20 protein-coding genes, 1 pseudogene and 1 CRISPR repeat array are annotated in these 24,161 nt (G+C 36.4%); of the genes and pseudogenes, 11 read left to right on the top strand and 10 right to left on the bottom strand.

The features are described from left to right. From H3T83_RS10985 to H3T83_RS10995, 3 genes and pseudogenes are all read left to right on the top strand, one after another. Positions 1-1,148: pseudogene (locus H3T83_RS10985) on the top strand (hypothetical protein); the annotation flags it as partial. A 949-nt stretch (positions 1,149-2,097) separates the two neighbouring features. Then, entirely contained in the window at positions 2,098-3,516 is a 1,419-nt protein-coding gene (locus H3T83_RS10990) for a hypothetical protein (RefSeq protein WP_198215781.1), read from the top strand. A gap of 1,338 nt (positions 3,517-4,854) precedes the next feature. Further along, entirely contained in the window at positions 4,855-6,345 is a 1,491-nt protein-coding gene (locus tag H3T83_RS10995) for a hypothetical protein (protein WP_198215782.1), read from the top strand. A gap of 488 nt (positions 6,346-6,833) precedes the next feature. Further along, a CRISPR array of direct repeats spans positions 6,834-7,041; the repeat unit is 28 nt; unit sequence GTTCACTACCGTGTAGGTAGCTTAGAAA. A gap of 144 nt (positions 7,042-7,185) precedes the next feature. Here H3T83_RS10995 and H3T83_RS11000 read toward each other — a convergent pair. The 5 genes from H3T83_RS11000 to H3T83_RS11020 are packed head-to-tail and all read right to left on the bottom strand — an operon-like array spanning position 7,186 to position 12,229. Further along, positions 7,186-8,544, bottom strand: a complete 1,359-nt coding sequence (locus H3T83_RS11000; RefSeq protein ID WP_086361262.1) for an FAD-binding oxidoreductase — start codon at positions 8,542-8,544, stop codon at positions 7,186-7,188. 13 nt (positions 8,545-8,557) lie between these two features. Further along, positions 8,558-9,229: a methionine ABC transporter permease gene (locus tag H3T83_RS11005; RefSeq protein ID WP_366939966.1), complete on the bottom strand. Its 672-nt coding sequence runs from the start codon at positions 9,227-9,229 to the stop codon at positions 8,558-8,560. Then, entirely contained in the window at positions 9,229-10,248 is a 1,020-nt protein-coding gene (locus H3T83_RS11010; RefSeq protein ID WP_086361263.1) for a methionine ABC transporter ATP-binding protein, read from the bottom strand. The genes H3T83_RS11005 and H3T83_RS11010 overlap by 1 nt, the downstream gene beginning before the upstream one ends. Before the next feature lie 2 nt (positions 10,249-10,250). Beyond that, complete coding sequence (locus H3T83_RS11015) at positions 10,251-11,069, bottom strand: MetQ/NlpA family ABC transporter substrate-binding protein (protein ID WP_034904026.1); 819 nt, start codon at positions 11,067-11,069, stop codon at positions 10,251-10,253. After that, a complete protein-coding gene (locus tag H3T83_RS11020; protein WP_086361264.1) occupies positions 11,054-12,229 on the bottom strand; it encodes a pyridoxal phosphate-dependent aminotransferase in 1,176 nt (391 codons plus the stop codon). The genes H3T83_RS11015 and H3T83_RS11020 overlap by 16 nt, the downstream gene beginning before the upstream one ends. A gap of 309 nt (positions 12,230-12,538) precedes the next feature. Here H3T83_RS11020 and H3T83_RS11025 point away from each other — a divergent pair, with 309 nt between their 5' ends. Next, a complete protein-coding gene (locus tag H3T83_RS11025) occupies positions 12,539-12,865 on the top strand; it encodes a Grx4 family monothiol glutaredoxin (protein WP_034903461.1) in 327 nt (108 codons plus the stop codon). Positions 12,866-12,982: 117 nt separating this feature from the next. Here the strand turns inward: H3T83_RS11025 and rnt are convergent, their stop codons facing one another. Both rnt and fbp read right to left on the bottom strand, forming a co-directional pair. Continuing rightward, the gene (gene rnt / locus H3T83_RS11030) at positions 12,983-13,648 is read right to left on the bottom strand and encodes a ribonuclease T (protein WP_217332442.1); all 666 of its coding nucleotides are present in this window, start codon (positions 13,646-13,648) and stop codon (positions 12,983-12,985) included. Positions 13,649-14,002: 354 nt separating this feature from the next. Then, entirely contained in the window at positions 14,003-15,004 is a 1,002-nt protein-coding gene (fbp, locus tag H3T83_RS11035; protein ID WP_034903444.1) for a class 1 fructose-bisphosphatase, read from the bottom strand. A gap of 223 nt (positions 15,005-15,227) precedes the next feature. Between fbp and H3T83_RS11040 the strand changes: the two genes are divergently transcribed. The 7 genes from H3T83_RS11040 (at position 15,228) to cysZ (ending at position 21,992) form a co-directional block, all read left to right on the top strand. Further along, positions 15,228-15,986, top strand: coding sequence for a Nif3-like dinuclear metal center hexameric protein (locus tag H3T83_RS11040; RefSeq protein WP_086360989.1), 759 nt, complete (start codon positions 15,228-15,230; stop codon positions 15,984-15,986). A 96-nt stretch (positions 15,987-16,082) separates the two neighbouring features. After that, entirely contained in the window at positions 16,083-16,961 is an 879-nt protein-coding gene (dapA, locus tag H3T83_RS11045; RefSeq protein WP_034903451.1) for a 4-hydroxy-tetrahydrodipicolinate synthase, read from the top strand. A gap of 36 nt (positions 16,962-16,997) precedes the next feature. Next, positions 16,998-17,768, top strand: coding sequence for an outer membrane protein assembly factor BamC (gene bamC, locus H3T83_RS11050; protein WP_034903454.1), 771 nt, complete (start codon positions 16,998-17,000; stop codon positions 17,766-17,768). 199 nt (positions 17,769-17,967) lie between these two features. Then, entirely contained in the window at positions 17,968-18,678 is a 711-nt protein-coding gene (gene purC, locus H3T83_RS11055; RefSeq protein WP_065651639.1) for a phosphoribosylaminoimidazolesuccinocarboxamide synthase, read from the top strand. Beyond that, positions 18,678-19,133, top strand: coding sequence for a DUF441 domain-containing protein (locus H3T83_RS11060; RefSeq protein ID WP_065578209.1), 456 nt, complete (start codon positions 18,678-18,680; stop codon positions 19,131-19,133). Before purC ends, H3T83_RS11060 begins: the two co-directional genes overlap by 1 nt. A 3-nt stretch (positions 19,134-19,136) precedes the next feature. Then, complete coding sequence (locus tag H3T83_RS11065; protein ID WP_198215783.1) at positions 19,137-21,071, top strand: tRNA(Met) cytidine acetyltransferase TmcA domain-containing protein; 1,935 nt, start codon at positions 19,137-19,139, stop codon at positions 21,069-21,071. A gap of 108 nt (positions 21,072-21,179) precedes the next feature. Next, complete coding sequence (gene cysZ, locus H3T83_RS11070; protein ID WP_198215785.1) at positions 21,180-21,992, top strand: sulfate transporter CysZ; 813 nt, start codon at positions 21,180-21,182, stop codon at positions 21,990-21,992. A gap of 5 nt (positions 21,993-21,997) precedes the next feature. Here the strand turns inward: cysZ and H3T83_RS11075 are convergent, their stop codons facing one another. The 3 genes from H3T83_RS11075 to H3T83_RS11085 all read right to left on the bottom strand — a co-directional run bounded on the left by H3T83_RS11075 (position 21,998) and on the right by H3T83_RS11085 (position 23,796). After that, complete coding sequence (locus H3T83_RS11075) at positions 21,998-22,183, bottom strand: YpfN family protein (protein WP_065614259.1); 186 nt, start codon at positions 22,181-22,183, stop codon at positions 21,998-22,000. A 103-nt stretch (positions 22,184-22,286) separates the two neighbouring features. Beyond that, a complete protein-coding gene (gene dapE, locus H3T83_RS11080) occupies positions 22,287-23,426 on the bottom strand; it encodes a succinyl-diaminopimelate desuccinylase (RefSeq protein WP_198198950.1) in 1,140 nt (379 codons plus the stop codon). 13 nt (positions 23,427-23,439) lie between these two features. Beyond that, positions 23,440-23,796 carry an ArsC family reductase gene (locus H3T83_RS11085; RefSeq protein ID WP_198215784.1) on the bottom strand — a complete coding sequence of 119 codons (357 nt, stop codon included), beginning with the start codon at positions 23,794-23,796 and terminating at the stop codon, positions 23,440-23,442. Positions 23,797-24,161: the final 365 nt, after the last annotated feature.

Consider the following 24,161-nt stretch of genomic DNA (forward strand, 5'->3'; position numbering starts at 1 on the left):
TTTCTGATGGTAGAACATTTACTCCCACAACCACTAATTCAAGAGACAATCCTATCATTTTACCTGTTGATGGTCAGAGTTTTAAGGATATTGGTATGTTAGTACCAACGGATACTCATTCTAATTCTATTGAATTAAGTTCACTTATTGGCAAACCGTATAATTATTGGGGGGATGATGATGGTGATGGTCAGGGAGTTTATTATGGTGTTACCGTTACCGGTAATTTAAAATTAACTATTGTTGATAAAGACGATAATCGTGTTGCCCGTAATGAAGTACTGACTATTTGTAAAGCGCCATATAAATTAACCTTATCTAGTGATAGCGGTAGATTAAAAACACTTTATGGTGTGCCTAATGAAAGTCGTTTTAGTGCAAGTAATGCCACTTATTATATTAATCCTAAAGCAGCGCCAGTGATTTGTTTTGCAAGACCTGACTTATGGGGGATTGGGAGTAATCTTTCTGATGCCATTTATCAAGGGCGTAATGGTTTTCTACCACAGTCAGTTACGCCATCGTCTTATGGTTTAAACTTCCCGACTACTGGTGCTAATAATTTGTATTTTGATTTAGATATTGGTGGTAGTAATCAGGCCTTATCTTGGGCTACGGTTTCTCATGGTGGTATTACGGCGACGATGACCGATTCAACAAATACCAGCGTTAAAGTCACCCTAACTGGTCCTGCCGTTACAGACCCTAATCAATGGGTATCAGAAAATCCAGATAGAGTCGACAGACCATCTTTACCGCAGGTATTTGAGTTAGTCGGTCGTGATAGCAGTGGTAATGCGGTGGTCAAATATGGATTTGAGTTAAAGCAGTGGTTTGTTCATAGTGGTAATAATGAAAAGAACCATTCTAGTGCGGAATCTTGGTGTAATAATATTGGATACCATCTCCCAAATATCAGGGATTTAACTAATGGATCTTGTCGGGGACTTAATTCAGAAGACGATTGTAACGGTGTAGTAGAGGCAACGCCTTCGTCACCTGATCCTTGGTTCCGGCGTCACATTGGTGGAGGATTGTTCTCGGAATGGGGGATGGTGGAGGATTACGTTGGTGCCAACTTTCCCGGCCTCGGCTCCGGCCCGGCGCCGGCGGCACTTGGACGTTTAAATATTGGACGCAAGATATAGTAATTAGTACACAAAGGTTTTTTTATGTTAACACGCGTTATGGTTCGTTTTCTCCCGATACTTGGAACTACTCCACAAGGGGCGGCGGACTCTGTGTCTATCCTTAGCTATTATTTCTTAGTTCTTAGGTATTAAGCTGAAGATAAGAAAAATAATGTTAGGGCGATAAAAAACGATTTTGTGGAGTGACATTGGCAATGTGCTGACAACTGAGTGAGGTTAGCATGGCAAACAGGGATGTTTGGCAAGGAGCGTTAAGAGCGAACGAAGGCGGAAGGCAGTCACATCGTGACCACTTGCGTGGTCGCCGCGGGAGATTGTAAAGAGGGTTCGCGCCAACCCTCTTAACTCGGACGTAATCGCCGTATAGAAACAACCACAAAACAACAAACGTCCGAAACGAAAAGAACTAAAAAATTTTGAGGAGAGGGGTTTTTGAAACGCAAAATACCTTCTAAAAACGATTATAAAATTGTCAAAATCAAAAGCCTAATCTCCAAATTATTAATATTAAAAATGGTGATTTTTTAAGAGGGGATAAAGGGGATATTATTTCTAATAAACAACAAATAACCGATGCTGTTTTCGGGCTAGCAGTATTCTTCTTTACAAAAGTTAACAATTAAACCATCAAAAAAAGTTGCATGGTTTTTTGCAATCACTATACTTTTATAGCATATTTATACGAATGGATAAATTTCATGCCATTAGGCTTAAAATTTTAAATAAATCATAAAATTGGATTGACAAGGATATCTGATATGGATTATAATTTTCAACACGCAACACGCAACACGCAACCTGCCCAACCTATAATTTCACCTCTCTAAAGTTAAGCTCACACCGTTTATTATTTCACTGTTGTTTATTATTTCGACAATTTCCCAAATTTCCTAAATTCCGACAAAATTTTTCAAAATTTCTTGGTTTAGTCTATTTATCTCGGCCGATGGTTTTGGTATTAACCGTGGTTGTTTTACAATCTATCTCTTTTTCTAACTATGCATTAACCACAAAAACGACCAATATTATTTATGGCTCAGCACCTTATTTAACCTTTGATGGTGGTCGTACCCGGATAACCAATACCGAATCGCTACTCGGGATAACCCTTTCTGATGGTAGAGCATTTACTCCGACAACCAATAATTCGAGTTCAACTAATCCTATCGAGTTACCGGTTGCTGGTCAGAGTTTTGCAGATATTGGTATGTTAGTACCAACGGATACTAATTCTATTGAATTAAGTTCACTTATTGGCACACCTTATAATTATTGGGGGGATGATGATGGCGATGGTCAGGGAGTTAATGGTATCACCGCTACCGGTAGTTTAAGGTTATCTATTGTCGATAAAAATAATCGAGCTGTTGCCCGTAATGAAGTACTGACTATTTGTACCAATCAAGCGCCATATAGATTAACTTTATCTAATACTAGCGGTAGATTAAAAACACGTTATGGTGTGCCTAATGAAAGTTATTTTACGTCAGGTAGCGTCACTTATTATATTAATCCTAAGAAAGAATCATCGCCATTCATTTGTTCTGCAAGCCCTTACGCCACAGGCAGATATCGAACTGACGGGCTTTCTGATGCCGTTTGGAACAGGCGTATGGGGGGGTATCTACCACAGTCAGTTACACCATCGTCTTATGGTTTAAACTTCCCGACTACGGGTGCTAATAAGTTGTATTTTAATTTACGTATAGGTGGTAGTACCCAGTACTTATCTTGGAAGCCAGTTACGCATAGTGGTATTACGGCGACGGTGACCTATCCATATGGAGACCATTACACCACTAAAGTCACCCTAACGGGTCCTGTTGTTACACGCTCGCAATGGCAATCAAATAATTCAGGTCAAATCGCCAGACCATCTTTACCGCAGACATTTGAGTTAGTCGGTCGTGATAGAAGTGGTAATGCGGTGGTAAAATATGGTTTTGTGTTAAAGCAGTGGTTTGTTGGAGGTGACTATGGAGGTTCCCATTCTTTTGTATCATCTAAATGTAATAGTTTTGGATACCGTGTCCCAAAGGCCAGTGATTTAACTAATGCGACTTGTCAACCAGCTTGGGGGCAGAGTCAAGATGTGTGTCAAGGTGCAGAAGGTGCAACGCCTTCGTCACCTGATTATCGTGCCTTGAATCACATTGGTGGAGGATTGTTCACGGAATGGGGGGAAATGTCCCTTTACAATTACAATGACCGAGCAAACCAGTTCCACGAAGGTGGTAGATATTGGACGAGTGATCAGACGAGTGAGAACAACGTTCAGGGATACCATAAGGTTTACTGTGATGGTTATGGTGGCTTTATATATGATGGAAGCAACTCCGCCTACGGAGTCTGTGTCTATCCTTAGCTATTATTTCTTAGTTCTTAGGTATTGAAGCCGAGGATAAGAAAAATAACGTTAGGATGTTAAACAATCATTGCCCAGCCAAGGCAATGGCGTTGACGTTAACGAAGTGGGCGATAAAAACGATTTTGTGGCGCGACATTGGCAACGTGCTGACAACTGAGTGAGGTTAGTATGGCAAACAGGGAAGTTTGCCAAGGCTGTGATTTGTCAGGAACAAATCACAGCCGGTGCGTTAACAGCGAACGAAGGCGGAAGGTAGTCACATCGTGACCACTTGCGTGGTCGCCGCGGGAGATTGTAAAGAGGGTTCGCGCCAACCCTCTTAACTCGGACGTAATCGCCATATAGAAACAACCGTAAAACAGCAAACGTCCGAAACTCAAACAATCCAAAAAATAAAGAACTAAAAAATTTTGAGGAACGGGGTTTTTAAAACCCAAAAATCCATCCAATAAATCGCTAACGTTAGTTATAACATCAGCTAGTTCCAATAATAAAAGTTTATTTTGGCAAATAAGTTTGGTGTATTTAATTTAGCGACATTCGCAACGTGCTGACAACTGCGTGAGGTTAGCATGGCAAACAGGGATGTTTGCCAAGGCGGTGCTTTGTCAGGAACAAATCACAGTCGGTGCGTTAAAAGCGAACGAAGGCGGAAGGCAGTCACATCGTGACCACTTGCGTGGTCGCCGCGGGAGATGGTAAAGAGGGTTGGCGCCAACCCTCTTAACTCGGACGTAATCACCGCATAGAACTAGCCACCAAACAACAAAACGTCCGAAACTCAAAGAACTAAAAAATAAAGAACTAAAAAATTTTGAGGAAAGGGGTTTTTAAAGCCTAAAATCCCGCCAATAAATCGCTAACGTTAGTTATAACATCAGCTAGTAACCAAAAAACTTGAGGAACGGGGTTTTTAAAACCAAAAAGTCCCCCTAAAGTTTCTCCGAAATTGGTTTTAAGGGCGTAATTAAGAGGTAATATTACATTCACCTTTACAAAAGTTAACAATAAAACCATCAAAAAAAGTTGCATGGTTTTTTGCAATCACTATACTTTTATAGCATATTTATACGAATGGATAAATTTTATGCCATTAGGCTTAAAATTTTAAATAAATCATAAAATTGGATTGACAAGGACATCTGATATGGATTATAATTTTCAACACACAACACACAACACACAACCTGCCCAACCTATAAATTCACCTCTCTAAAGTTAAGCGCACATCGTTCATTATTTAACCGCAGTTTATTATTTCCGCAATTTCCGAAATTTCCAAAGTTTCCGCAAAATTTTTCAAAATTTCTTGGTTTAGTCTTTTTATCTCGGCCGATGGTTTTCATATTAACCGTGGTTGTTTTACAGTCTATCTCTTTTACTAATTATGCATTAACCACAAAAACGACCAATATTATTTATGGCTCAGCACCTTATTTAACCTTTGATGGAGGTCGAACTCGGGTAACAAATACTGAAGCGCTACTGGGGATATCCCTTTCTGATGGTAGAACATTTACTCCGACAACCAATAATTCAAGTGACAATCCTATCATTTTACCTGTTATTGGTCAGAGTTTTAATGATATTGGTATGTTAGTACCAAGGAATACTAATTCTATTGCATTAAGTTCACTTATTGGCACACCGTATAATTATTGGGGTGATGATGATGGCGATGGTCAAGGAGTTAATGGTGTCACCGCTACCGGTAGTTTAAATTTATCCATTGTCGATAAAAATAATCAAGTTGTTGCCCGTAATGAAGTGCTGACTATTTGTAAAGCGCCATATAAATTAACCTTATCTAATGGTGAAGGTACATTAACAACACGTTATGGAGTACCTAATGAAAGTCGTTTTACGGTAGGTAATGCCACTTATTATATTAATCCTAAGGCAGCGCCAGCGATTTGTTATGCAAGACCTAATTTAAGATTTGGTAACAGGGAACAAGTAAGAGTTAATTATGATCGTTCGGGGTGGTTTAATTTTGCTGGTCCTGCTGACATATGGAACCCTGATAAGGGTTTTCTAACCCAGTCAGCTACGCCGTCGTCTTATGATTTAAACTTCCCGACTACTGGTGCTAATAATTTATATTTTGATTTAGATATTAGTGGTAGTACTCAGGCCTTATCTTGGGCTCCGGTTTCTCATGGTGGTATTACGGCGACGATGACCGATTCAACAAGTACCAGCGTTCGAGTCACCCTAACGGGTCCTGCTGTTACAGACCCTAATCAATGGGAATCAGCTAATCCAGGTAGAATCGCCAGACCATCTTTACCGCAGACATTTGAGTTAGTCGGTCGAGATAGCAGTGGTAATGCGGTGGTCAAATATGGATTTGAGTTAAAGCAGTGGTTTGTTAATCGTGGTTCTATTGCAACAACTTATCCCGACAACTTCTATGATACTCCCGTCGAAAATACATTAACATCTTGGTGTAGTAGGATTGGAGGATACCGTGTTCCAAAGGTCAAGGAATTAACTAATGCGGTTTGTGGGGGAATGAATACAAGCGAGTGTAGCGGGGGGGGACGTAGAACACGACCAGTAGGTGCAAAGCCTTCGTCAGGTGCTAATTATTTCATGCGTCGCATTGGTGGAGGATTGTTCTCGGAATGGGGGGTGATGTTCGATTACACGGGTGCCAACTTCGTGGGCCACAATGAATACTACTATAGAGAATGCTATGAAACGAGTGATAAGGGGGACAAGTTGCTTGATAATCGGCACTATGATCGATTTTATGTTAACGGTTACGATGGTAGTATTGCGATGCATTATCTTCAAACACCCGGAGTCTGTGTCTATCCTTAGCTATTATTTTTTAGTTCTTAGGTATTGAAGCTGAGGATAAGAAAAATAACGTTAGGGCGATAAAAGCGATTTTGTGGCGCGACATTGGCAATGTGCTGACAACTGAGTGAGGTTAGCATGGCAAACAGGGATGTTTGGCAAGGAGCGTTAAAAGCGAACGAAGACGGAAGGCAGTCACATCGTGACCACTTGCGTGGTCGCCGCGGGAGATGGTAAAGAGGGTTGGCGCCAACCCTCTTAACTCGGACGTAATCACCGTATAAAAATAACCGCAAAACAACAAAACGTCCGAAACTCAAAGAACTAAAAAAAATTGAGGAAAGGGGTTTTTAAAACTTAAATTCCTACTTATTACTAACCCTTTTTTTTAACTTAAAATAAAATTATTAAAAATCAACACTTTGAAAAATGGCTCAAAAAAAGGGTTTTTATTGGTAAAAATGGACTTTGCCTTTTTGCCAACTGCATTTATAGTATATGGGATTCTAGTTCACTACCGTGTAGGTAGCTTAGAAAATTCGACAAATACCGAACCTCTGGATCTTGTCGTTCACTACCGTGTAGGTAGCTTAGAAAAAATAATTTTAAACATATGCAATCTAGTTCTCGTTCACTACCGTGTAGGTAGCTTAGAAATGATAAGAAGAAAACTAAGAAAACCAAGAAAAGTTCACTACCGTGTAGGCTTTTTAGTTAGTAATTAAAATGGATTTTTAGTATTTAAAACTCGCTGTTCTCAAATTTATCTATGAAATAATTAAAACGCTTATATAAGCGTTTTAACTCTGATTAATATCATTATATCTACTATAAACTATTAGAACATTAATAGTTGTACAATTAAATTGCAGTAATATAGACCTGATTATTCAGTAAGTTTTTAGGATCAAACTGTTGTTTAATTGCACGCATTAATTGGCGATTTGCTTCAGGAATTGCAGCATTGTAATAACTTACTTTCGCCGTTCCGATGCCATGTTCTGCTGAAGGCAATCCTCCTAATTCAAGACATTTTTGATAAAGCGCTTGGTGAACGTTTTGCAGATCAGATTGCCATTGTTTGTCATCACGATTATCACGCAAAATGCATAGATGAATGTTACCATCACCAGCGTGACCAAAGGCTAACATACGCATTTGAGTTTGTGCTTCTAGCTGTTTGGTGAAATTGATAAAATCGCTAATGCGATTTATTGGTACCACTATATCGATCGGATCTTGTTCGGTGATTGCTTCAACTGCACGTACTAGCGAACCACGAATCGTCCAGATTTGACTGGTTTGATTGCTATCTTGGGCAACAAAATAATCACACCCGCCTAAATTTGCTAGCAGTTGTTTGCGTTGTTGTTCAATGGATTGTAGATCGGAACCATCAAGCATAATAATTAGATAAGCTTGGCTATTTGGTAGTGGGAATTTAAAGCCTGAGTACTGTTCACCCCACTGTGCAACTTTACGTTCAACAAACTCCAATGCAGTAGGTGTAAGGGTATGTAACACGGTGGTAATACTATTAATAGCTTGTTCAATAGTGTTAAAACCAACAATAAAAGTTTGTGATACTTTTGGTTTGGCTATCAGTTTTAAAGTACATTGTGTGATAATACCTAAAGTACCTTCACTGCCGATAAAAAGGTGTTTTAAGGCTAGTCCAGTGTTGTCTTTAACATTTTTACTGCCAATATTTAACACACTACCATCAGCCATTACAACTTCAATTGCTTGCACATAATCTCGAGTCACACCATATTTTACCGCCCGCATACCACCAGCATTAGTACTGATATTACCACCAACGGTGGCATTTTTAGCGCCCGGATCTGGCGGGTAAAAAAGGTCATGTTGTTCAACAAACTGTTGCAGGTCTTGCAGTAAAATACCCGATTGTACGGTAACGGTGAAGGTTTGCTTGTCTAGTTCAATAATATGATTCATCATCGATAAATCAAGAATAATACCGCCATTAGGAATAGTGGAACCGACTAAGTTAGTGCCAGCACCACGGGTAGTAATATTAAGATTGTTGGTATTAGCGTATTTAACAATGCCAGCTACTTCTGCTGTAGTTTTGGGGTAGACTAATATCTCGGCATAGCCATATTTTAATTTTAAACCATCAGTTAAATGCGATTGTGGAATAGCATTTTTTGCAATGATACGTTTAGGATCTGTAATAATGTCTGTGAGTTTGTTCATGCTGAATTACCAACTATTTATAACTTTTATCGAAGTGGTTAGCTAACTTGTCACCAAGATATTGAATCACCATCACAATAAAAATAAGAATAATAATACATAAAATGAGGATTTCGGTTACATAGCGTTGATACCCATAACGAATGGCTAAATCACCAATACCACCACCGCCAACAACCCCTGCCATTGAACTAAAACTAATAAGCGAAATGGTGGTAACCGTTGCGTGTCGAATCAATTGTGCCATCGCTTCTGGAAATAAAATACCGAATATAATGCGGATATGCGATGCCCCACTTGCTACTGCTGCTTCGATCACCCCTTTATCTATTTGACTAAATGCATTTTCAGCTAACCTAGCATAAAATGCGATAGCTGCAAGTGAAAGAGGGAAAATTACCGCTTTGGGGCCTACAGTCGTACCGACGAGTAACGCTCCCAAAGGTAGTACGGTAACCATTAAAATCAAAAAAGGAATTGAACGAGTGGCATTGATGATAAAATTAGCGATACTATTGATAATTCTGTTTTTGAAAAAGAATTGATTTGACATTAAAAACAGCAATAAACCTATGAGTGTACCGAATATTAGACCAGCTAATAATGACCAACTTACCATGATAAATGTTTCGTAAGCTGCTTGCCATAACATTTGCGCCATTTCGGCAATGGTGAGCTTTATCATTAATTTATTTCCTCAATAATAACTTCTTGCTGTGCTAACTTTGTTATCAGTTTTTGAATATTATCAGGTTCCCCAATAATTTCGATCACCAAATTACCTAACGCTTGGTTATCAAAATACTCTATAAAACCATGCAAGATATTGAATGCCACTTGAGTTTCAATTGCTGATTGATATAGTATTGGTTGGGTAGTGTTTTCGTTAATATAACGCAAACGCACTAATTTACCTTTGGCATTTTGTTTGATGATATCAGGTAAATGAGTGTTTTCATCAATATTGAGAAATTCTTGCGTGAAGGGCTGTTTAGGGCAGGCAAACAGATTAAAAGTAGTATTCATTTCCACTATTTCGCCCTGTGACATTACTGCAACTCGATGACAGATCTTTTTAACCACATCGATTTCATGAGTAATGAGTACTATGGTCAATGCAAATTTTTGATTAAGCTCTTTTAATAAATCAAGTATTGCGCTAGTGGTAGTTGGATCTAATGCACTGGTCGCTTCGTCACACAATAGAATTTTTGCATCATTGGCAAGCGCTCTAGCAATGCCAACTCGCTGCTTTTGCCCACCACTGAGTTCGGCAGGGTAGGCATTAGCTTTATCACTTAACCCAACTAAAGCAAGTAATTCGTTGACTCTATTTTTTACAGTATCGCCTTTTTTTCCTGCTGCTTTGAGCACAAATGCAATATTTTCATAGACGGTTTTCGATGTCGCCAAATTAAAGTTTTGAAAAATCATCCCAACTTGAAAACGAAATGCTTGCAGTTGACGACCGTGCAAGGTTTTTATGTCAACGCCATTGATAATGATTTGTCCGGAAGAGGGATCAGCAAGTCGATTAAGGGTTCTGACTAATGTACTTTTACCTGCACCGCTCGAGCCGATAATACCGAAGATCTCACCTTGATTAACATCAAATGAGACCTTTTTTACGGCTTCAATCACTTGTTGGTTTGCTTCGAATCTAACCGAAACATCTTTTACCTGAATTAAAGGGTTAGTTTGCATAATTAAAATAACTGATAATCTGGTTTTTGGAAGGTATAGAAAATACCATTTTTATCATTAATCACTTGAGCAAATTCTGGTGATTTAAGTACTTCGATAATGTCTTTGCCTAATTTATCTTTAGATTCATTGCGAATCGCAATAACATTTTTAAGATCTTTATCTAATACTTCTTGATAAAGTGCTTTTGAAAGATCTAATCCAGCACCGATGGCATAATTGCCATTAACTACTGATAATACAGCACTATCTAAAGAACGTGGTGTTTGTGGTGCTTCAATAGGTACAATATTTAAACCATAACGATTTTCGATTACGTTGTTAGGGGTGAGATTATTTTTATCCACATTTGGATCGAGTTTAATTAATCCAGCAGCTTCTAAAATACGTAATGCTCGAGCTTCATTGGTCACGTCGTTAGCTATCGTGACTTGATCACCTTGTTTTAACTGTGAAAAATCAGTGATTTTATTTGAATAAATTCCAGCCCCCGCAGTTGGTACAAAGCCAACAGCAGTGATATCTAAATTGCGCGCTTGTTTAAAGTTATTAAGGTAAGTTAAATGTTGAAACAAATTAACATCGATCTCTTTATTAGCAAGTGCTAAGTTTGGTTGAACATAATCGCTAAATTCACGAATTTCTACTTGATAACCTTTCTTTTCAAGACCTGGTGCGATAGCTTGTTTAAACATATCCCCATATGGCCCAGCGGCAACACCTACGGTAATTTGATTTTCTTTTTTAGCATTGTCACAACCAGTTAAGACAATTAGGGACGATAAAATAGCTAAACTAGCCACAATTAGTTTTTTAAACATGATAATTTTTCCTTGAGTTTGGATAATCTTTCTAAAGCTGCAATTAGCGTTGGTTCTTGTTTTGCGAAATGGAAGCGAATATAGCGATATTCAGGGTGCTTAAAAAAAGCGGAGCCTGGTACGGCAGCTACTCCAACCTCTTTAATTAGCCATTCGCAAAATTCAAAATCAGTGTTAAAAGGATTAATCTCTGAAATATCAACTAATACATAATAAGCACCTTGAGGTTCATAATAAGTAAGTCCTAAGTCATCTAATCCCTTTAAAAATAAACGACGTTTATCAGTATAGATTTGGGTTAATTGTTGGTAATAATCTTCACCTAGAGCTAATCCAGCACATGCAGCTTTTTGTAATGGTGCTGCAGCACCAACGGTAAGAAAATCATGAATCATCTTACAACCATCAATAATTTTCTTATCAGCAATAATATAGCCAAGTCGCCAGCCAGTTATCGAATAGGTTTTCGATAGTGAGCTACAGCAAATTGTTCGCTCTTTCATATTAGGGAAACTGGCTAAATAAAGATGTTGATGTGGTGCATAAACCATATGCTCATAAACTTCATCGGTAATAATGTAAGCATCAAACTCAATAGCTAGTTGGCTAATATAGTCAAGTTCTGCTTTGGTAAATACCTTACCACAAGGATTGCTAGGGTTACATAAGATTAACGCTTTGGCTCCTTGCTCAAAAGCTTGTCGTAGTTGTTGCTTATCAAATTCAAAGGTAGGTGGAATGAGCGGCACATAGATTGGCGTCGCATCAGACAAAATAGCATCCGCGCCGTAATTTTCATAAAAAGGCGAAAAGATAATCACTTTATCTTTCGGATTACAGACTGTCATTACTGCGCACATCATTGCTTCGGTACTACCGCATGTCACCAGCACATTTTCATCTGGATTGATATCAATATTCATTAATTTTTGTTGTTTTTTTGCTAACAGATGGCGAAACTCGGCTGAACCCCATGTGATTTCATATTGATGAGGACCATCATCCGCAACTTGTTTTAACGCATCAATTAAAGGCTTAGGTGGGTCAAAATCAGGAAACCCTTGTGACAAATTGATTGCTTGATATTGATTAGCGATCCGAGTCATCCGACGGATAACCGAATCAGAAAAGTGATCGAGTCGATTGGCTAATTTATGCATTGTTTTTTTTGTTTATTAAAATTATTAAGCAAGTGATTATAATATAAAAACTTAATTTAGCTGTTAAATAATATATTTATATATAGTTATATTTTTTTTTATAACAAAGTTAATAATTGATATTAGTTATGCAAAAAATTTTGAGGAGAGCACTTTTTTAAACGAGAAATTTATGAAAAAAGGGAACTCATAATTTATATTTTTCTATCAAAGTAAACAAATAAACCTGTATAACTTGCTCTTATTCTACGTTAAAATAATAATCTTATTGTTATGACATACTAAGGAATCAACCTAATGACAACTGAATTGACAACGCTTGATAAGATTAAACGACAAATTGCCGAAAATCCGATTCTTCTTTATATGAAAGGGTCGCCAAAATTACCAAGTTGTGGATTTTCAGCACAAGCGGTTCAAGTATTATCACAATGTGGCGTACCTTTTGCCTATGTCGATATTTTACAAAATCCCGATATTCGAGCTGAATTACCAAAATATGCTAATTGGCCTACTTTCCCACAACTTTGGGTTGAAGGTGAATTAGTGGGTGGTTGTGACATTATGTTAGAAATGTTTCAGACTGGTGAATTGCAGACCTTGATTAAACAGACTGCTGAAAAACATAAACCATAATTGTTTATTTTGTATGTAAAAAAGCAGGATGTAAAAAAAGAGTGTATGTAAAAAAGAGTGTATGTAAAAAAAGAGAGTTCGCAACTCTCTTTTTTATTTATAGTTTTGACTTTGTTTTTAATCTAATGGCTGCTCAGTTTCTGCTTTAGTTTGCTGATCGTTATGCGATAATGGCCAACCGCCAAGTCGTTTAAAGTGATTAACAATTTCACAAAATAAAATTGCTGTTTTTTCGGTATCGTATAAGGCACTATGAGCTTGTTTATGATCGAATGGTATTTCCGCTGCTTCACACGCTTTAGCGAGAACGGTTTGACCAAACACTAATCCACTAAGCGAAGCAGTGTCAAAAGTAGCAAAAGGGTGGAAAGGATTACGTTTTATGCCTGCTCGTTCTGATGCTGCCATTAAAAAGCTATGGTCGAAATGAGCATTATGAGCAACAATAACTGCGCGGCTACAGTTATTGGCCTTAATACCATTTCTCACGAGTTTAAATATTGCTTCTAATGCAACTTTTTCATCAACTGCATCACGTAATGGATTATTAGGATCAATACCATTAAATGCTAAAGCTGTCGGCTCCAAAATTGCATTTTCAAATGGGTTCACATTGAATTGTAGCGTTTCATCGGGTGCTAAAAAGCCCTTTTCATCCATTTTCAACGTAATAGCTGCAATTTCTAAAATTGCATTTTGATTAGGATCAAAGCCTGATGTTTCAATATCAATTACAACAGGATAGAAACCACGAAAGCGTTCACATAATTTAGCGTTTGGCACAATACATTGTCTTATTTTTGCAAAAATTGTCGGCTATTATGCCAGTTTTTGCTTATTTCGACTAGATTAACCGTAATTTTTAACCAGTTTGCTTTGATTAAAAATGGAAGCGTAGGAAGCTTAAGATATTATTTGAGAAAATTTTGCTTAGATTACCTAAGTTTTTTTTTATATATGGAAATATTAAATGTCTCGCTAAAGGAATTGAATAACAATTACGATTAATTTAATTATGATATTTAAACCTATAAAAAAACATAACAATAAATTACAAAATGCTGGCTAAGTTATTTAAATAATAAGTTATTTAAATAATATGATGAATGATAAATTAATTTATCATTCATCTAAGTATCAATCTTTATATTCGGCCATAAAACGATCGGCGTCATCCACCATTGATTTAATGCCTACAAAAAATGGTGTACGTTGATGTAATTGCTCTGGTTCCATATCTAAAATTCGTTGGTATCCGTTAGTTGCTTTTCCTCCAGCTTGTTCTGCTAAAAATGCCATTGGATTTGCTTCATATAACAAGCGGATTTTACCTTTAGGGTATTGAGCTGTATTAGGGTAGATATAGATACCACCTTTTAATAGGTTTCGATGAAAATCAGACACCAATGAACCGATATAACGTGAAGTATAAGGGCGATGTGTCTTATCATCCTCTTCTTGGCAATACTTGATATATTTTTTTACTCCGGTAGGAAATTTAGAATAGTAACCTTCATTAATCGAATAGGTAGTTGCTTGTTTTGGGAAACGGACATTTTCATGGGATAAGCAAAAAACGCCCAATGAAGGGTCATAAGTAAAAGCATGTACACCACAACCTGTAGTATAAACTAACATAGTCGATGAACCGTAAATAATATAACCAGCAGCGACTTGTTTATAACCAGGTTGCAAAAAATCTTGTTCTGAAATAGGGGTGCCTATTTGGGTAATTCTGTGATAAATTGAAAAAATTGTACCGACCGATACATTTACATCAATATTTGATGAACCATCAAGTGGATCCATTAATACGACATATTTTCCTTCGGTTGCGCGATCTTTACCAAAAATAACCAAATTATCTTCTTCTTCAGATGCTATACCTGCTACGACTCCTCGAGCTTCAAGTGCATTTTTTAACGTTTCATTAGCAAAAACATCCAGTTTCATCTGTTTTTCACCTTGAATATTTGCTGCACCATTTTCGCCTAAAATATCAATTAATCCTGCTTTATTTATATCTCGATTAATAACCTTAGCACCTAATTTTATCGCCGAAATAAGGGCGGTTAATTCTCCTGTAGCATGAGGGAACTCTGCTTGTTTTTCAATAATAAATTCACCGAGGGTTTTCATTGTTTAATAAATCCTTTATATCAATGTTTGTATAATATAAATTTCAATAGTTAAATCGAAATCTATTTTCGATAATATACGTGAGATATTTTGAGAAAGCGACTATAATTAGCTTGTCGTTAGTTAGTTTTTTGCGTGAAAAAAGTTTAATTAATTCAAAATGTTTGATTCCATCTGTGTTTTTCATGCATAGAGCGGATTAAATTTAAAAAGTGAGGTTATTTTGCATCAATTTGAACTTCAAAGAGTCATTAATAATGAATTGCAAGTGACAAGATATCATGACTATGCACCAAATGGATTACAGGTTCAAGGACGATCGGAAGTTAAAAAAATTGTGACAGGGGTCACTGCTTGCCAATTATTGTTAGATAAAGCCGTAGAACTTAATGCTGATGCGGTGTTGGTTCATCATGGCTATTTTTGGAAGAATGAACCACAAACTATTACCGGAATTAAATATCATCGAATGAAAACCTTACTCAAACATGATATTAATTTATATAGTTATCACCTGCCATTAGATGGCCATCCTGTTTTAGGTAATAATGTATTGCTAGGGCAAATGTTGGATATTGCAGTTGATAAGCGTGAGGATATTAGCGATCTGTTATTCAAAGGTACTTTAAATAATCCACTTACTGCGCTTGAGTTCAAACAGAAACTCGAGCAAAAATTGCATAATGGCCAAACTTCAGTGCTATTTTGTGGAGATAATGCGCCAGCGGTAATTAATCGAGTTGCATGGTGTAGTGGTGGAGGTCAAGATTTTATTGAATCAGCCGCTCAGCAAGGCGTTGATGCATTTTTCACTGGTGAGGTATCTGAACGTACTATTCATATTGCTCGTGAATATGGTATTAACTTTTATGCCGCTGGTCATCATGCAACTGAGCGTTGTGGTATCAAAAAATTAGGCGAATGGTTATCAGAACACTATGAGTTAGAAATTATTTTCGTTGATATTGATAATCCTGCATAACAAATGTTGAATTTAAATAAGAAATATCGCATACTTATTCGCAGTTTTTTTAATCTTTAAGTTGTTTTAACAACCAAAAATATGAGAGGTCGCTTTATGTTTACAGGAAGTCTGGTCGCACTTGTAACTCCAATGGATACGAAAGGCAATGTCGACCATGTAAGCTTAAAAAAATTGGTCGAATATCATATTGAAAGTGGTACTTCTGCTATTGTTTCAGTTGGAACTACTGGCGAATCCGCAACACTCAATCATCATGAACATATTGATGTTATTAAACGGACTATCGATTATGCTGATGGTCGCATTAATATTATTGCTGGTACTGGTTCAAATGCTACCAAAGAAGCGATCGAATTAACTCGTCAAGTTGAAAATATTGGTGTAGTAGGCTGTTTAACTGTGGCACCTTATTACAATAAACCAACCCAAGAAGGCCTATACCAACATTTTAAAGCTATCGCAGAGAATACCGCATTACCGCAAATCCTTTATAATGTACCTGGTCGAACTTGTAGTGATATTAAGCCAGAAACTGTAGGTCGGTTAGCAAAAATTAACAATATTGTGGCATTAAAGGATGCAACAGGCGATCTTTCTCGTGTATACAAAACGCGTAAATTGGTTGGCGATGAGTTTAAGTTATTAAGTGGTGATGATGCAACTTTCTTAGATTTCATTATTTTAGGGGGTAATGGGGTTATTTCTGTTACCGCGAATGTGGCAGCCAAACAAGTAGCAACGGTTTATGAGTTGGCAATTAATAATCAAATTCAACAAGCTAGAGCTTTAAATGATACTTTAATGGCGTTACATACAAATTTATTTATTGAACCTAATCCAACTCCTGCAAAATGGGCTTGTACCCGATTAGGTTTAATGGCAAATGGCACTATACGTTTACCATTAGTCCCATTAAGTGATGCAGCTATTCCGGTAGTTGAGCAAGCATTAAAAGATGCTAATTTACTGTAAAATTAACTATAACCCTTAATTTATAAGCAGGAATTTATGTTGAATAAAACTGTATTAAAATGCAAAGCCTTTAAAAAAATAGCTATTTTATCTGCATTTGCTTCTATATTTCTTGTTGGCTGTAGTAGTGATCAAAGTTATAAACGAGAAGTTGAAGGTAATGATGACTACCTTAACTCACCGCCCTTAAAAGCGTTAGTTATTCCTGAAGGTGTTTCTGTACCAGTAGAAGCCGGTGATTTTTATGTCGATAACAACGATATTGAAGGTGCATTAGGTAAACAACTTGATATTCGTCCACCGACGGTGCCGATTCCTACAATTGATGATGCGTTTGTGATTTATAATAATGGAACGGTAACGTTCAATGCACCAATTAGTTATGGTATTTGGAATAATATCCCAAACTCATTAGCGAAACAAAATATTTCGATTATCACAAGTGACAATAATACGATTAAAACAGGTAATTCTATTATTGCTCGTGGTGATGAACAACAACCGGTTGATGCATCATATATTTTTAAACGTCAAATATTGGGTGAAACAGAAACAATTACCATGGTGTTGGATACATTAACACGCGGTAATGAAAATCTTATGTCGCAACCGATCGAAGTTCAGCGTTATGTCGTTGGATTATTTAATCAAATAATGGATGATGTCGCTCCTGAATCGCTACGAACCGTACCGGTTAAAGAAAAAACAGATGAAGACAAAAAAGATGATAAAGAATCAGATCCAAATAAAGCATTGAAAGAAGATCTTAAAGATGAGATCCGTGATGGCATCAGAAACGATCGCTAATTTAACGATCCGATTATTTATCATTTAAACGAGTTAAAACAGCATAAAACCTATTTAACCCAATAGTGGAGTAACTTTTGGTTAACTTTATTGATACTATAATGGAAGATTATACAATAAGGTAACAATACTTGATTTGAAATTAAGGGGCGAATAGCTCCTTAATTATTTATTGGCAATTTGATATAAGGTTATAAACATGAAGAAGTTGGCTGAGCTTTATCGTGGTAAAGCAAAAACTGTTTACACCACTGACAATCCTGATTTATTGATACTTGAGTTTCGTAATGACACGTCGGCTTTTGATGGACTGCGCATTGAGCAGTTAGATCGTAAGGGGATGGTGAATAATAAATTTAACTATTTTATTATGACAAAGTTGCGAGAAGCAGGTATTCCAACTCAAGTTGAAGCCCTATTATCAGATAATGAAGTATTAGTTAAAAAACTTGATATGGTACCAGTTGAATGCGTGGTGCGTAACCGTGCTGCTGGTTCATTAGTTAAACGTTTAGGTGTTGAAGAAGGCAAAATCCTTAATCCACCAACATTTGAACTTTTCTTAAAAAATGATGCACTACATGACCCAATGGTTAATGAGTCACACTGTAAATCCTTCGGTTGGGCAACTGACGAACAGTTAGCTACCATGAAGGAGCTTAGCTTTAAAATCAATACCGTTTTAACTGAACTATTTGATAAAGCGGGCTTAATTCTGGTTGATTATAAGTTAGAGTTTGGTTTATTTAAGGGTGAAATTACTTTAGGTGATGAGTTCTCGCCAGATGGTTGTCGTCTATGGGAAAAAGAAACCTTGAAAAAAATGGATAAAGATCGCTTCCGTCAAGGCCTTGGTGGTGTTATTGAGGCTTATGAAGAGGTTGCCAAACGTATTGGTGTTCCACTTTAATGTTTGCCCAATTTGATATCTCTTTCTTTCTTTTATTAGGTTTAGCTGCACTGTGTTATATTACGCATAATAACACAGTGACCTTTGCGGTGTTGCTACTGTTGTTATTTAAATTAACACCACTAGCAACCTATTTTCCGTTCTTAAATCAATATGGCTTAACCATTGGTATTGTTATCTTAACCGCAGCAATGATGGTTCCTTTGGCTGATGGATCATTAAAAATCACTGAAATTTTAAAATCATTTACTACTTGGCAATCGATTTTAGCGATTTTAGTTGGTATCTTGGTGTCATGGTTAGGTACTCGAGGAATATCATTAATTGGTGCACATCCCACTATTGTTAATGGTTTAATTATTGGTACCTTGATTGGGGTTGCTTTTTTCAAAGGCGTGCCAGTTGGACCATTAATTGCAGCTGGTATATTGTCACTACTAATTGGAAAAAGTTAATTAATGCTAAATCCTAATAGCACCAGAAAATTATGGGTGTTACAAGGTTGTCGTACCCAATTACTTAATCAAATTAACGCTATAATTAATCAATATCCTGGTGATTGGATTACGGTCACTATGCAGACTGATTTATCGGACTCTATTCACCATTATATTAATCCAAATCAAACTAAATCTTTACTTGGGCAAGAGTTCAAGCATGCCATTTTTGATGCTACTGATGGTTTTAATCTGGATGCTTTTGCTATGTTAGCAGGTACCTTAATTAAAAATAGTGTCCTTATTTTACTTTTACCTGAAAGTTATTCTAATTGGCTTGATCAAGATAGTTTACGTTGGAATGAATCAATCACCCCAATTATGGTACCTAATTTTATTCGCCATTTACAGCAAACATTGTTGGAATTTGCACATGTTGATATGCCAATTATTCAATCCTTGGATAATCAAGATAGTGATGTAACTCAACAGCAAATAGTACTAACCCAATTATTGCAAAGTGATAGTTCATTAAATATATTAATAGCTAAACGAGGCCGTGGAAAATCAGCATTAGCAGGCCTGTTTACTCACCATCGGAGATGTTGGGTAACAGCACCCAATAAAAATGCATTAGTTACTTTTTTCCAGTTTGCTGAGGCTGATATATCATTCTATGCACCTGATCAATTAACGGTCATGGATGATCATCAATTTCCTGATTGGATAATTATTGATGAAGCTGCCATGATACCATTACCAATGCTAGAAAAAATATTGCAATTGGCATTGTCTAAACAAAGCAAAATTTTACTGACAACCACAGTAGAAGGTTATGAAGGTACTGGGCAAGGTTTTTTATTAAAACTATTGAAAACACAATTCACTAAGATATTTTATTTAGATAAACCAATCCGTTGGCAAGATAACGATGATTTAGAACGGTTAACTGATAAGTTATTACTCAATGGCGTATCAACTAGCGATATAAAATCGGAAATTGATGAACATACAATTAGCTATTCTATCACTGAAAGGCATGATATTGACGCACTAAAATCAATTTTTTATTTATTGAAAATGGCGCATTATCAAACAACATTAGTTGATTTAAGAAGGTTATTTGATGCAGAAAATTTGTCGGCTTGGCAAGTCAACCATAACGAACAACTTATTGCAGCAGCAGTAACGATTAATGAAGGTAATTTGCCAAATAAGTTAATTGATGATGTATGGCGAGGTATTCGCCGACCTAAAGGTAATTTAGTTGCACAATCACTGGTAGCTCATGCAGGTGAAAAACTGGCAGCCAAACTTAAGTCGGTTAGAATTAACCGTATTGCGGTTATTGAACCTTATCGACGTCAAAAGATAGCAAGACATTTAGTACAGCATATTTATCAACATGCAACGATAAATGATAATGATTTTATTTCAGTTAGTTTTGCTTACAGTGAAGCAAATTATCAGTTTTGGCTTGCTTGTGGTTTTGTATTGGTACACATTGCTAGCCATAAACAAGCTAATTCAGGTAGTTATTCTATGATGGCAATAAAGCCAATTACTCAGCAAGGCCATCTGCTAACACAACATTTAGTACAACGTTTACAACGTAATGCCTATTGGCTTGCGTCGATTATCGATTTGCCGTTTAATCAATTGTTAACAATTGATGATCAGCAAAATTTATCTTTAGATGATTATCAAGTTTTACAAGGATTTTGTGATTATCATCGACCGTTTGAAGCTTGTTATGCTTCATTGTGTCGTTTGGCTAATACAAATGTTAACCATAGTAAAACACCAATGCCATTACTTAAAGCATTAGTGCTACACAAGATTAGTGAGTCAGAATTAATAAAACAATATCAATTAACTGGCCGTAATCAATTAATTAAGTCAATTAAACATGAAGTTAAATCTTGGTTTAAAAATAACCAACCTAACTGTGTCTAAAGCAAATAATTTAATACTAAAAAAGCGTAAAGTGTATTGCTGTCGAATTTAATCTACGTTTAAAATGTCGCCAAATTAAAGTAAAAGGAATAAATTGTGACAACACCTATGTTAGAACAACAATCGCATCGTCAATATTCAAATCCTAACCAAAGTCGAAAACCCAAAAGCGGTATTGAATATTTTTTTGAAGGATGGACATTAGCATTTAGCCCTGGCCTAAAACGGTTTGTCTTCTTACCATTACTTGCTAATATCATTATTATGTCGGCACTTTTTTATTGGTTTTTTGTCTCAATTACTGGCATGGTTGACTGGGGTTTATCATTTTTACCTAGTTGGCTACATTGGTTAGGTTATATTATCAGTTTTATTGTGATTTTGACCTTGGTAATCTTATTTTGTTATTTTTTTAGTACTATCACTAACATTATTGCAGCTCCTTTTAATGGCTTGCTTGCTGAGCAGGTCGAAGCACAATTAACCGGAATTCCTGCACCAGAGACTTCATGGATCAGTTTGATCAAAGATTTGCCTCGAATTTTAAAACGAGAATTACAAAAGTTAGCTAATTATTTATTGTGGGCGATTCCCATTTTACTTAGCTACTTTATTCCTGTCATAGGCCAATCGGTTACCCCAATAGTTTGGTTTTTATTTACCGCATGGCAGATCAATATTCAATATGCTGATTATGCATTTGATAATCATAAGGTATCTTTTTTACGTATGCGCCAATTATTAAAACAACATCGAGGGGATAATTTATTATTTGGCATATTAATTAGCTTTTTTACCATGGTGCCGTTATTTAATTTAATTATTATGCCAATTGCGGTTTGTGGCGCGACAGCAATGTGGGTAGATCGTTATCGTCACCAAGCTGTTTTTGCTAGTCAAAGTAATGATTTTCGACAATAGATAAACTAATTTTGCTTAGGTTGAGATGGCCAGTCGTCATCTTCATCATCACTATATGGGATAGGTTTTATCCCTTTCTTTTTTTCTAAATAATGTTTATAGCTCAGTTTATTTAGTGCTTTAATGGTATTAATAAAAATTCCAATCAACACGATAATAATTAGCCACCAGTAATCTTTAAGCCATTCCATTACTATCTCCTTAGCATTATAGGTTTAGTACTAATTAGTTGATATGCGTGTATTGTCATTCAGATTCACGCAACACGTAAATATCAATTAACTGAGCAAATATTTAAGCAAGTAACAATTTTTCTAAAATATCGATATAAATAGCTTGTAATGTAATGATATCTTGGCAATTAACATTTTCATTTACTTTATGAATGGTTTTGTTGATTACACCAAATTCAATAACTTGACATCCCAATTTAGCAATAAAACGGCCATCAGAAGTACCGCCACTGGTTGATAGTTTGGTATCAATCTTTGTAAATGCTTTAATGGCACTAGCTGTTGCATCGGTCAGTTCACCTTGGGGGGTCAAAAATGGTTGTCCGGACAATCGCCAGTTCAAGGTATAGTTTAAGTTGTGTCTTTGTAAAATAGCATCGACTTTTGACTTAATCATCTCATCGGTCAACTCACTACTATAACGGAAGTTGAATTGAACAGATAACTCACCAGGCACTACATTTTCAGCACCAGTTCCACCATTAATGTTAGCCACTTGCATCGTGGTTTGAGGGAAATATTGATTACCATTATCCCATACTGTTGCGACTAACTCATTTAGCGCTGGTGCAAATCTATGCACTGGATTATCTGCAAGATGAGGATAAGCAACATGGCCTTGAATACCATGCACGACCAAATTTGCCGTTAAAGAACCTCGTCGACCATTTTTAATTTGATCGCCGAATACACTATCACTTGATGGTTCACCGACAATACAATAGTCAATATGTTCTTGGCGTTTTATCAATAAATCAACTACTTTAACCGTACCATCGCTGGCATCAGCTTCTTCGTCTGAAGTAATTAAGAAAGCGACTCGTCCAGCATGATCAGGATATTTTTTGACAAATGATTCAGCAGCACAAACCATAGCAGCTACACCACTTTTCATATCTGCAGCTCCACGACCATAGAGTATGCCATTTTTATCAATAGTAGGTTCAAAAGGAGGGTAGTTCCATTTACTTTCATCACCAGCTGGTACAACATCAGTATGACCAGCAAACATCAGGGTTTTTCCTGCTAAATCACCATGATAGGCCCATAGGTTTTTAGTATTGCCGATATTGACTTCTTCAATAACAAAACCTAGTGGTTTTAAGCGTTCGATAATTATTTGTTGGCAATTTTTGTCATCAGGGCTTATTGATTTTTCAGCAATCAATGCTTTGGTTAGGGCAATAACGGGTTCAGTCATGGTGATCTCGATTTTATTGTTGAAGTTTAACAAATTCTGAATAGCTTTCTTCAGAAAAGCCTAATAATGCTCGTTTACCAGCAATAAGCAATGGTCGTTTTAAAACTGATGGGTTGGCTAACATAACTTTAATTGCAGCATCTTGATTATCAATTTGATTGCGTAGTGCTTCATCCAATTTACGCCAAGTTGTACCTCGAGTATTTAGTAAACTTTGCCAATCAACTAATTTTAATAAATCGTTTAATAATTCTGCTGATAAGCCATCAGTTTTATAATTATGAAATTGATAATTAATTTGATGCTCATCAAGCCAAGTAAACGCTTTTTTCATGGTATTACAATTTTTAATGCCATAAATAATATACATAGCTATATACCTAAAAAGAGATATAAAAAATTGATTATAACAGCTAATTATAAAAGACGGCAAACAAGAGGGGGGAAGAGGTTAATTTAAAAACAGCTAAATTTATTTAATAAGAAAAGTTGAGGAAAGGGGTTTTTATGGACGGATAATTGCCATTTTCAACTTACATATCTTAACAAAATGTACTTAGACATTGTTTGCCAAATTAAGGAAACTTCTTTATAATTTTTGCATTATTTTTTTATTTTTAAATAAAACAAAAAGATAGATTACAAAGGATTGAAAATATGTTAAAATACAGTTGTTTAGAGGCCAGCCAGCCAGCCAGCCAGCCAGCCAGCCAGCCAGCCAGCCAGCCAGCCAGC

The organism is Gilliamella sp. M0320, from assembly GCF_016101635.1.
GTDB lineage: Bacteria > Pseudomonadota > Gammaproteobacteria > Enterobacterales > Orbaceae > Gilliamella > Gilliamella apis.

Coding starts and splice junctions, on each gene's coding strand:
- H3T83_RS11005 (WP_366939966.1), bottom strand. CDS start 9,229: ATGATAAAGCTCACCATTGCCGAAATGGCGCAAATGTTATGGCAAGCA.
- H3T83_RS10995 (WP_198215782.1), top strand. CDS start 4,855: ATGGTTTTCATATTAACCGTGGTTGTTTTACAGTCTATCTCTTTTACT.
- fbp (WP_034903444.1), bottom strand. CDS start 15,004: ATGAAAACCCTCGGTGAATTTATTATTGAAAAACAAGCAGAGTTCCCT.
- H3T83_RS10990 (WP_198215781.1), top strand. CDS start 2,098: ATGGTTTTGGTATTAACCGTGGTTGTTTTACAATCTATCTCTTTTTCT.
- H3T83_RS11075 (WP_065614259.1), bottom strand. CDS start 22,183: ATGGAATGGCTTAAAGATTACTGGTGGCTAATTATTATCGTGTTGATT.
- H3T83_RS11015 (WP_034904026.1), bottom strand. CDS start 11,069: ATGTTTAAAAAACTAATTGTGGCTAGTTTAGCTATTTTATCGTCCCTA.
- dapE (WP_198198950.1), bottom strand. CDS start 23,426: ATGACTGAACCCGTTATTGCCCTAACCAAAGCATTGATTGCTGAAAAA.
- H3T83_RS11010 (WP_086361263.1), bottom strand. CDS start 10,248: ATGCAAACTAACCCTTTAATTCAGGTAAAAGATGTTTCGGTTAGATTC.
- H3T83_RS11065 (WP_198215783.1), top strand. CDS start 19,137: ATGCTAAATCCTAATAGCACCAGAAAATTATGGGTGTTACAAGGTTGT.
- H3T83_RS11000 (WP_086361262.1), bottom strand. CDS start 8,544: ATGAACAAACTCACAGACATTATTACAGATCCTAAACGTATCATTGCA.
- H3T83_RS11085 (WP_198215784.1), bottom strand. CDS start 23,796: ATGTATATTATTTATGGCATTAAAAATTGTAATACCATGAAAAAAGCG.
- dapA (WP_034903451.1), top strand. CDS start 16,083: ATGTTTACAGGAAGTCTGGTCGCACTTGTAACTCCAATGGATACGAAA.
- bamC (WP_034903454.1), top strand. CDS start 16,998: ATGTTGAATAAAACTGTATTAAAATGCAAAGCCTTTAAAAAAATAGCT.
- purC (WP_065651639.1), top strand. CDS start 17,968: ATGAAGAAGTTGGCTGAGCTTTATCGTGGTAAAGCAAAAACTGTTTAC.
- H3T83_RS11060 (WP_065578209.1), top strand. CDS start 18,678: ATGTTTGCCCAATTTGATATCTCTTTCTTTCTTTTATTAGGTTTAGCT.
- H3T83_RS11020 (WP_086361264.1), bottom strand. CDS start 12,229: ATGCATAAATTAGCCAATCGACTCGATCACTTTTCTGATTCGGTTATC.
- cysZ (WP_198215785.1), top strand. CDS start 21,180: ATGTTAGAACAACAATCGCATCGTCAATATTCAAATCCTAACCAAAGT.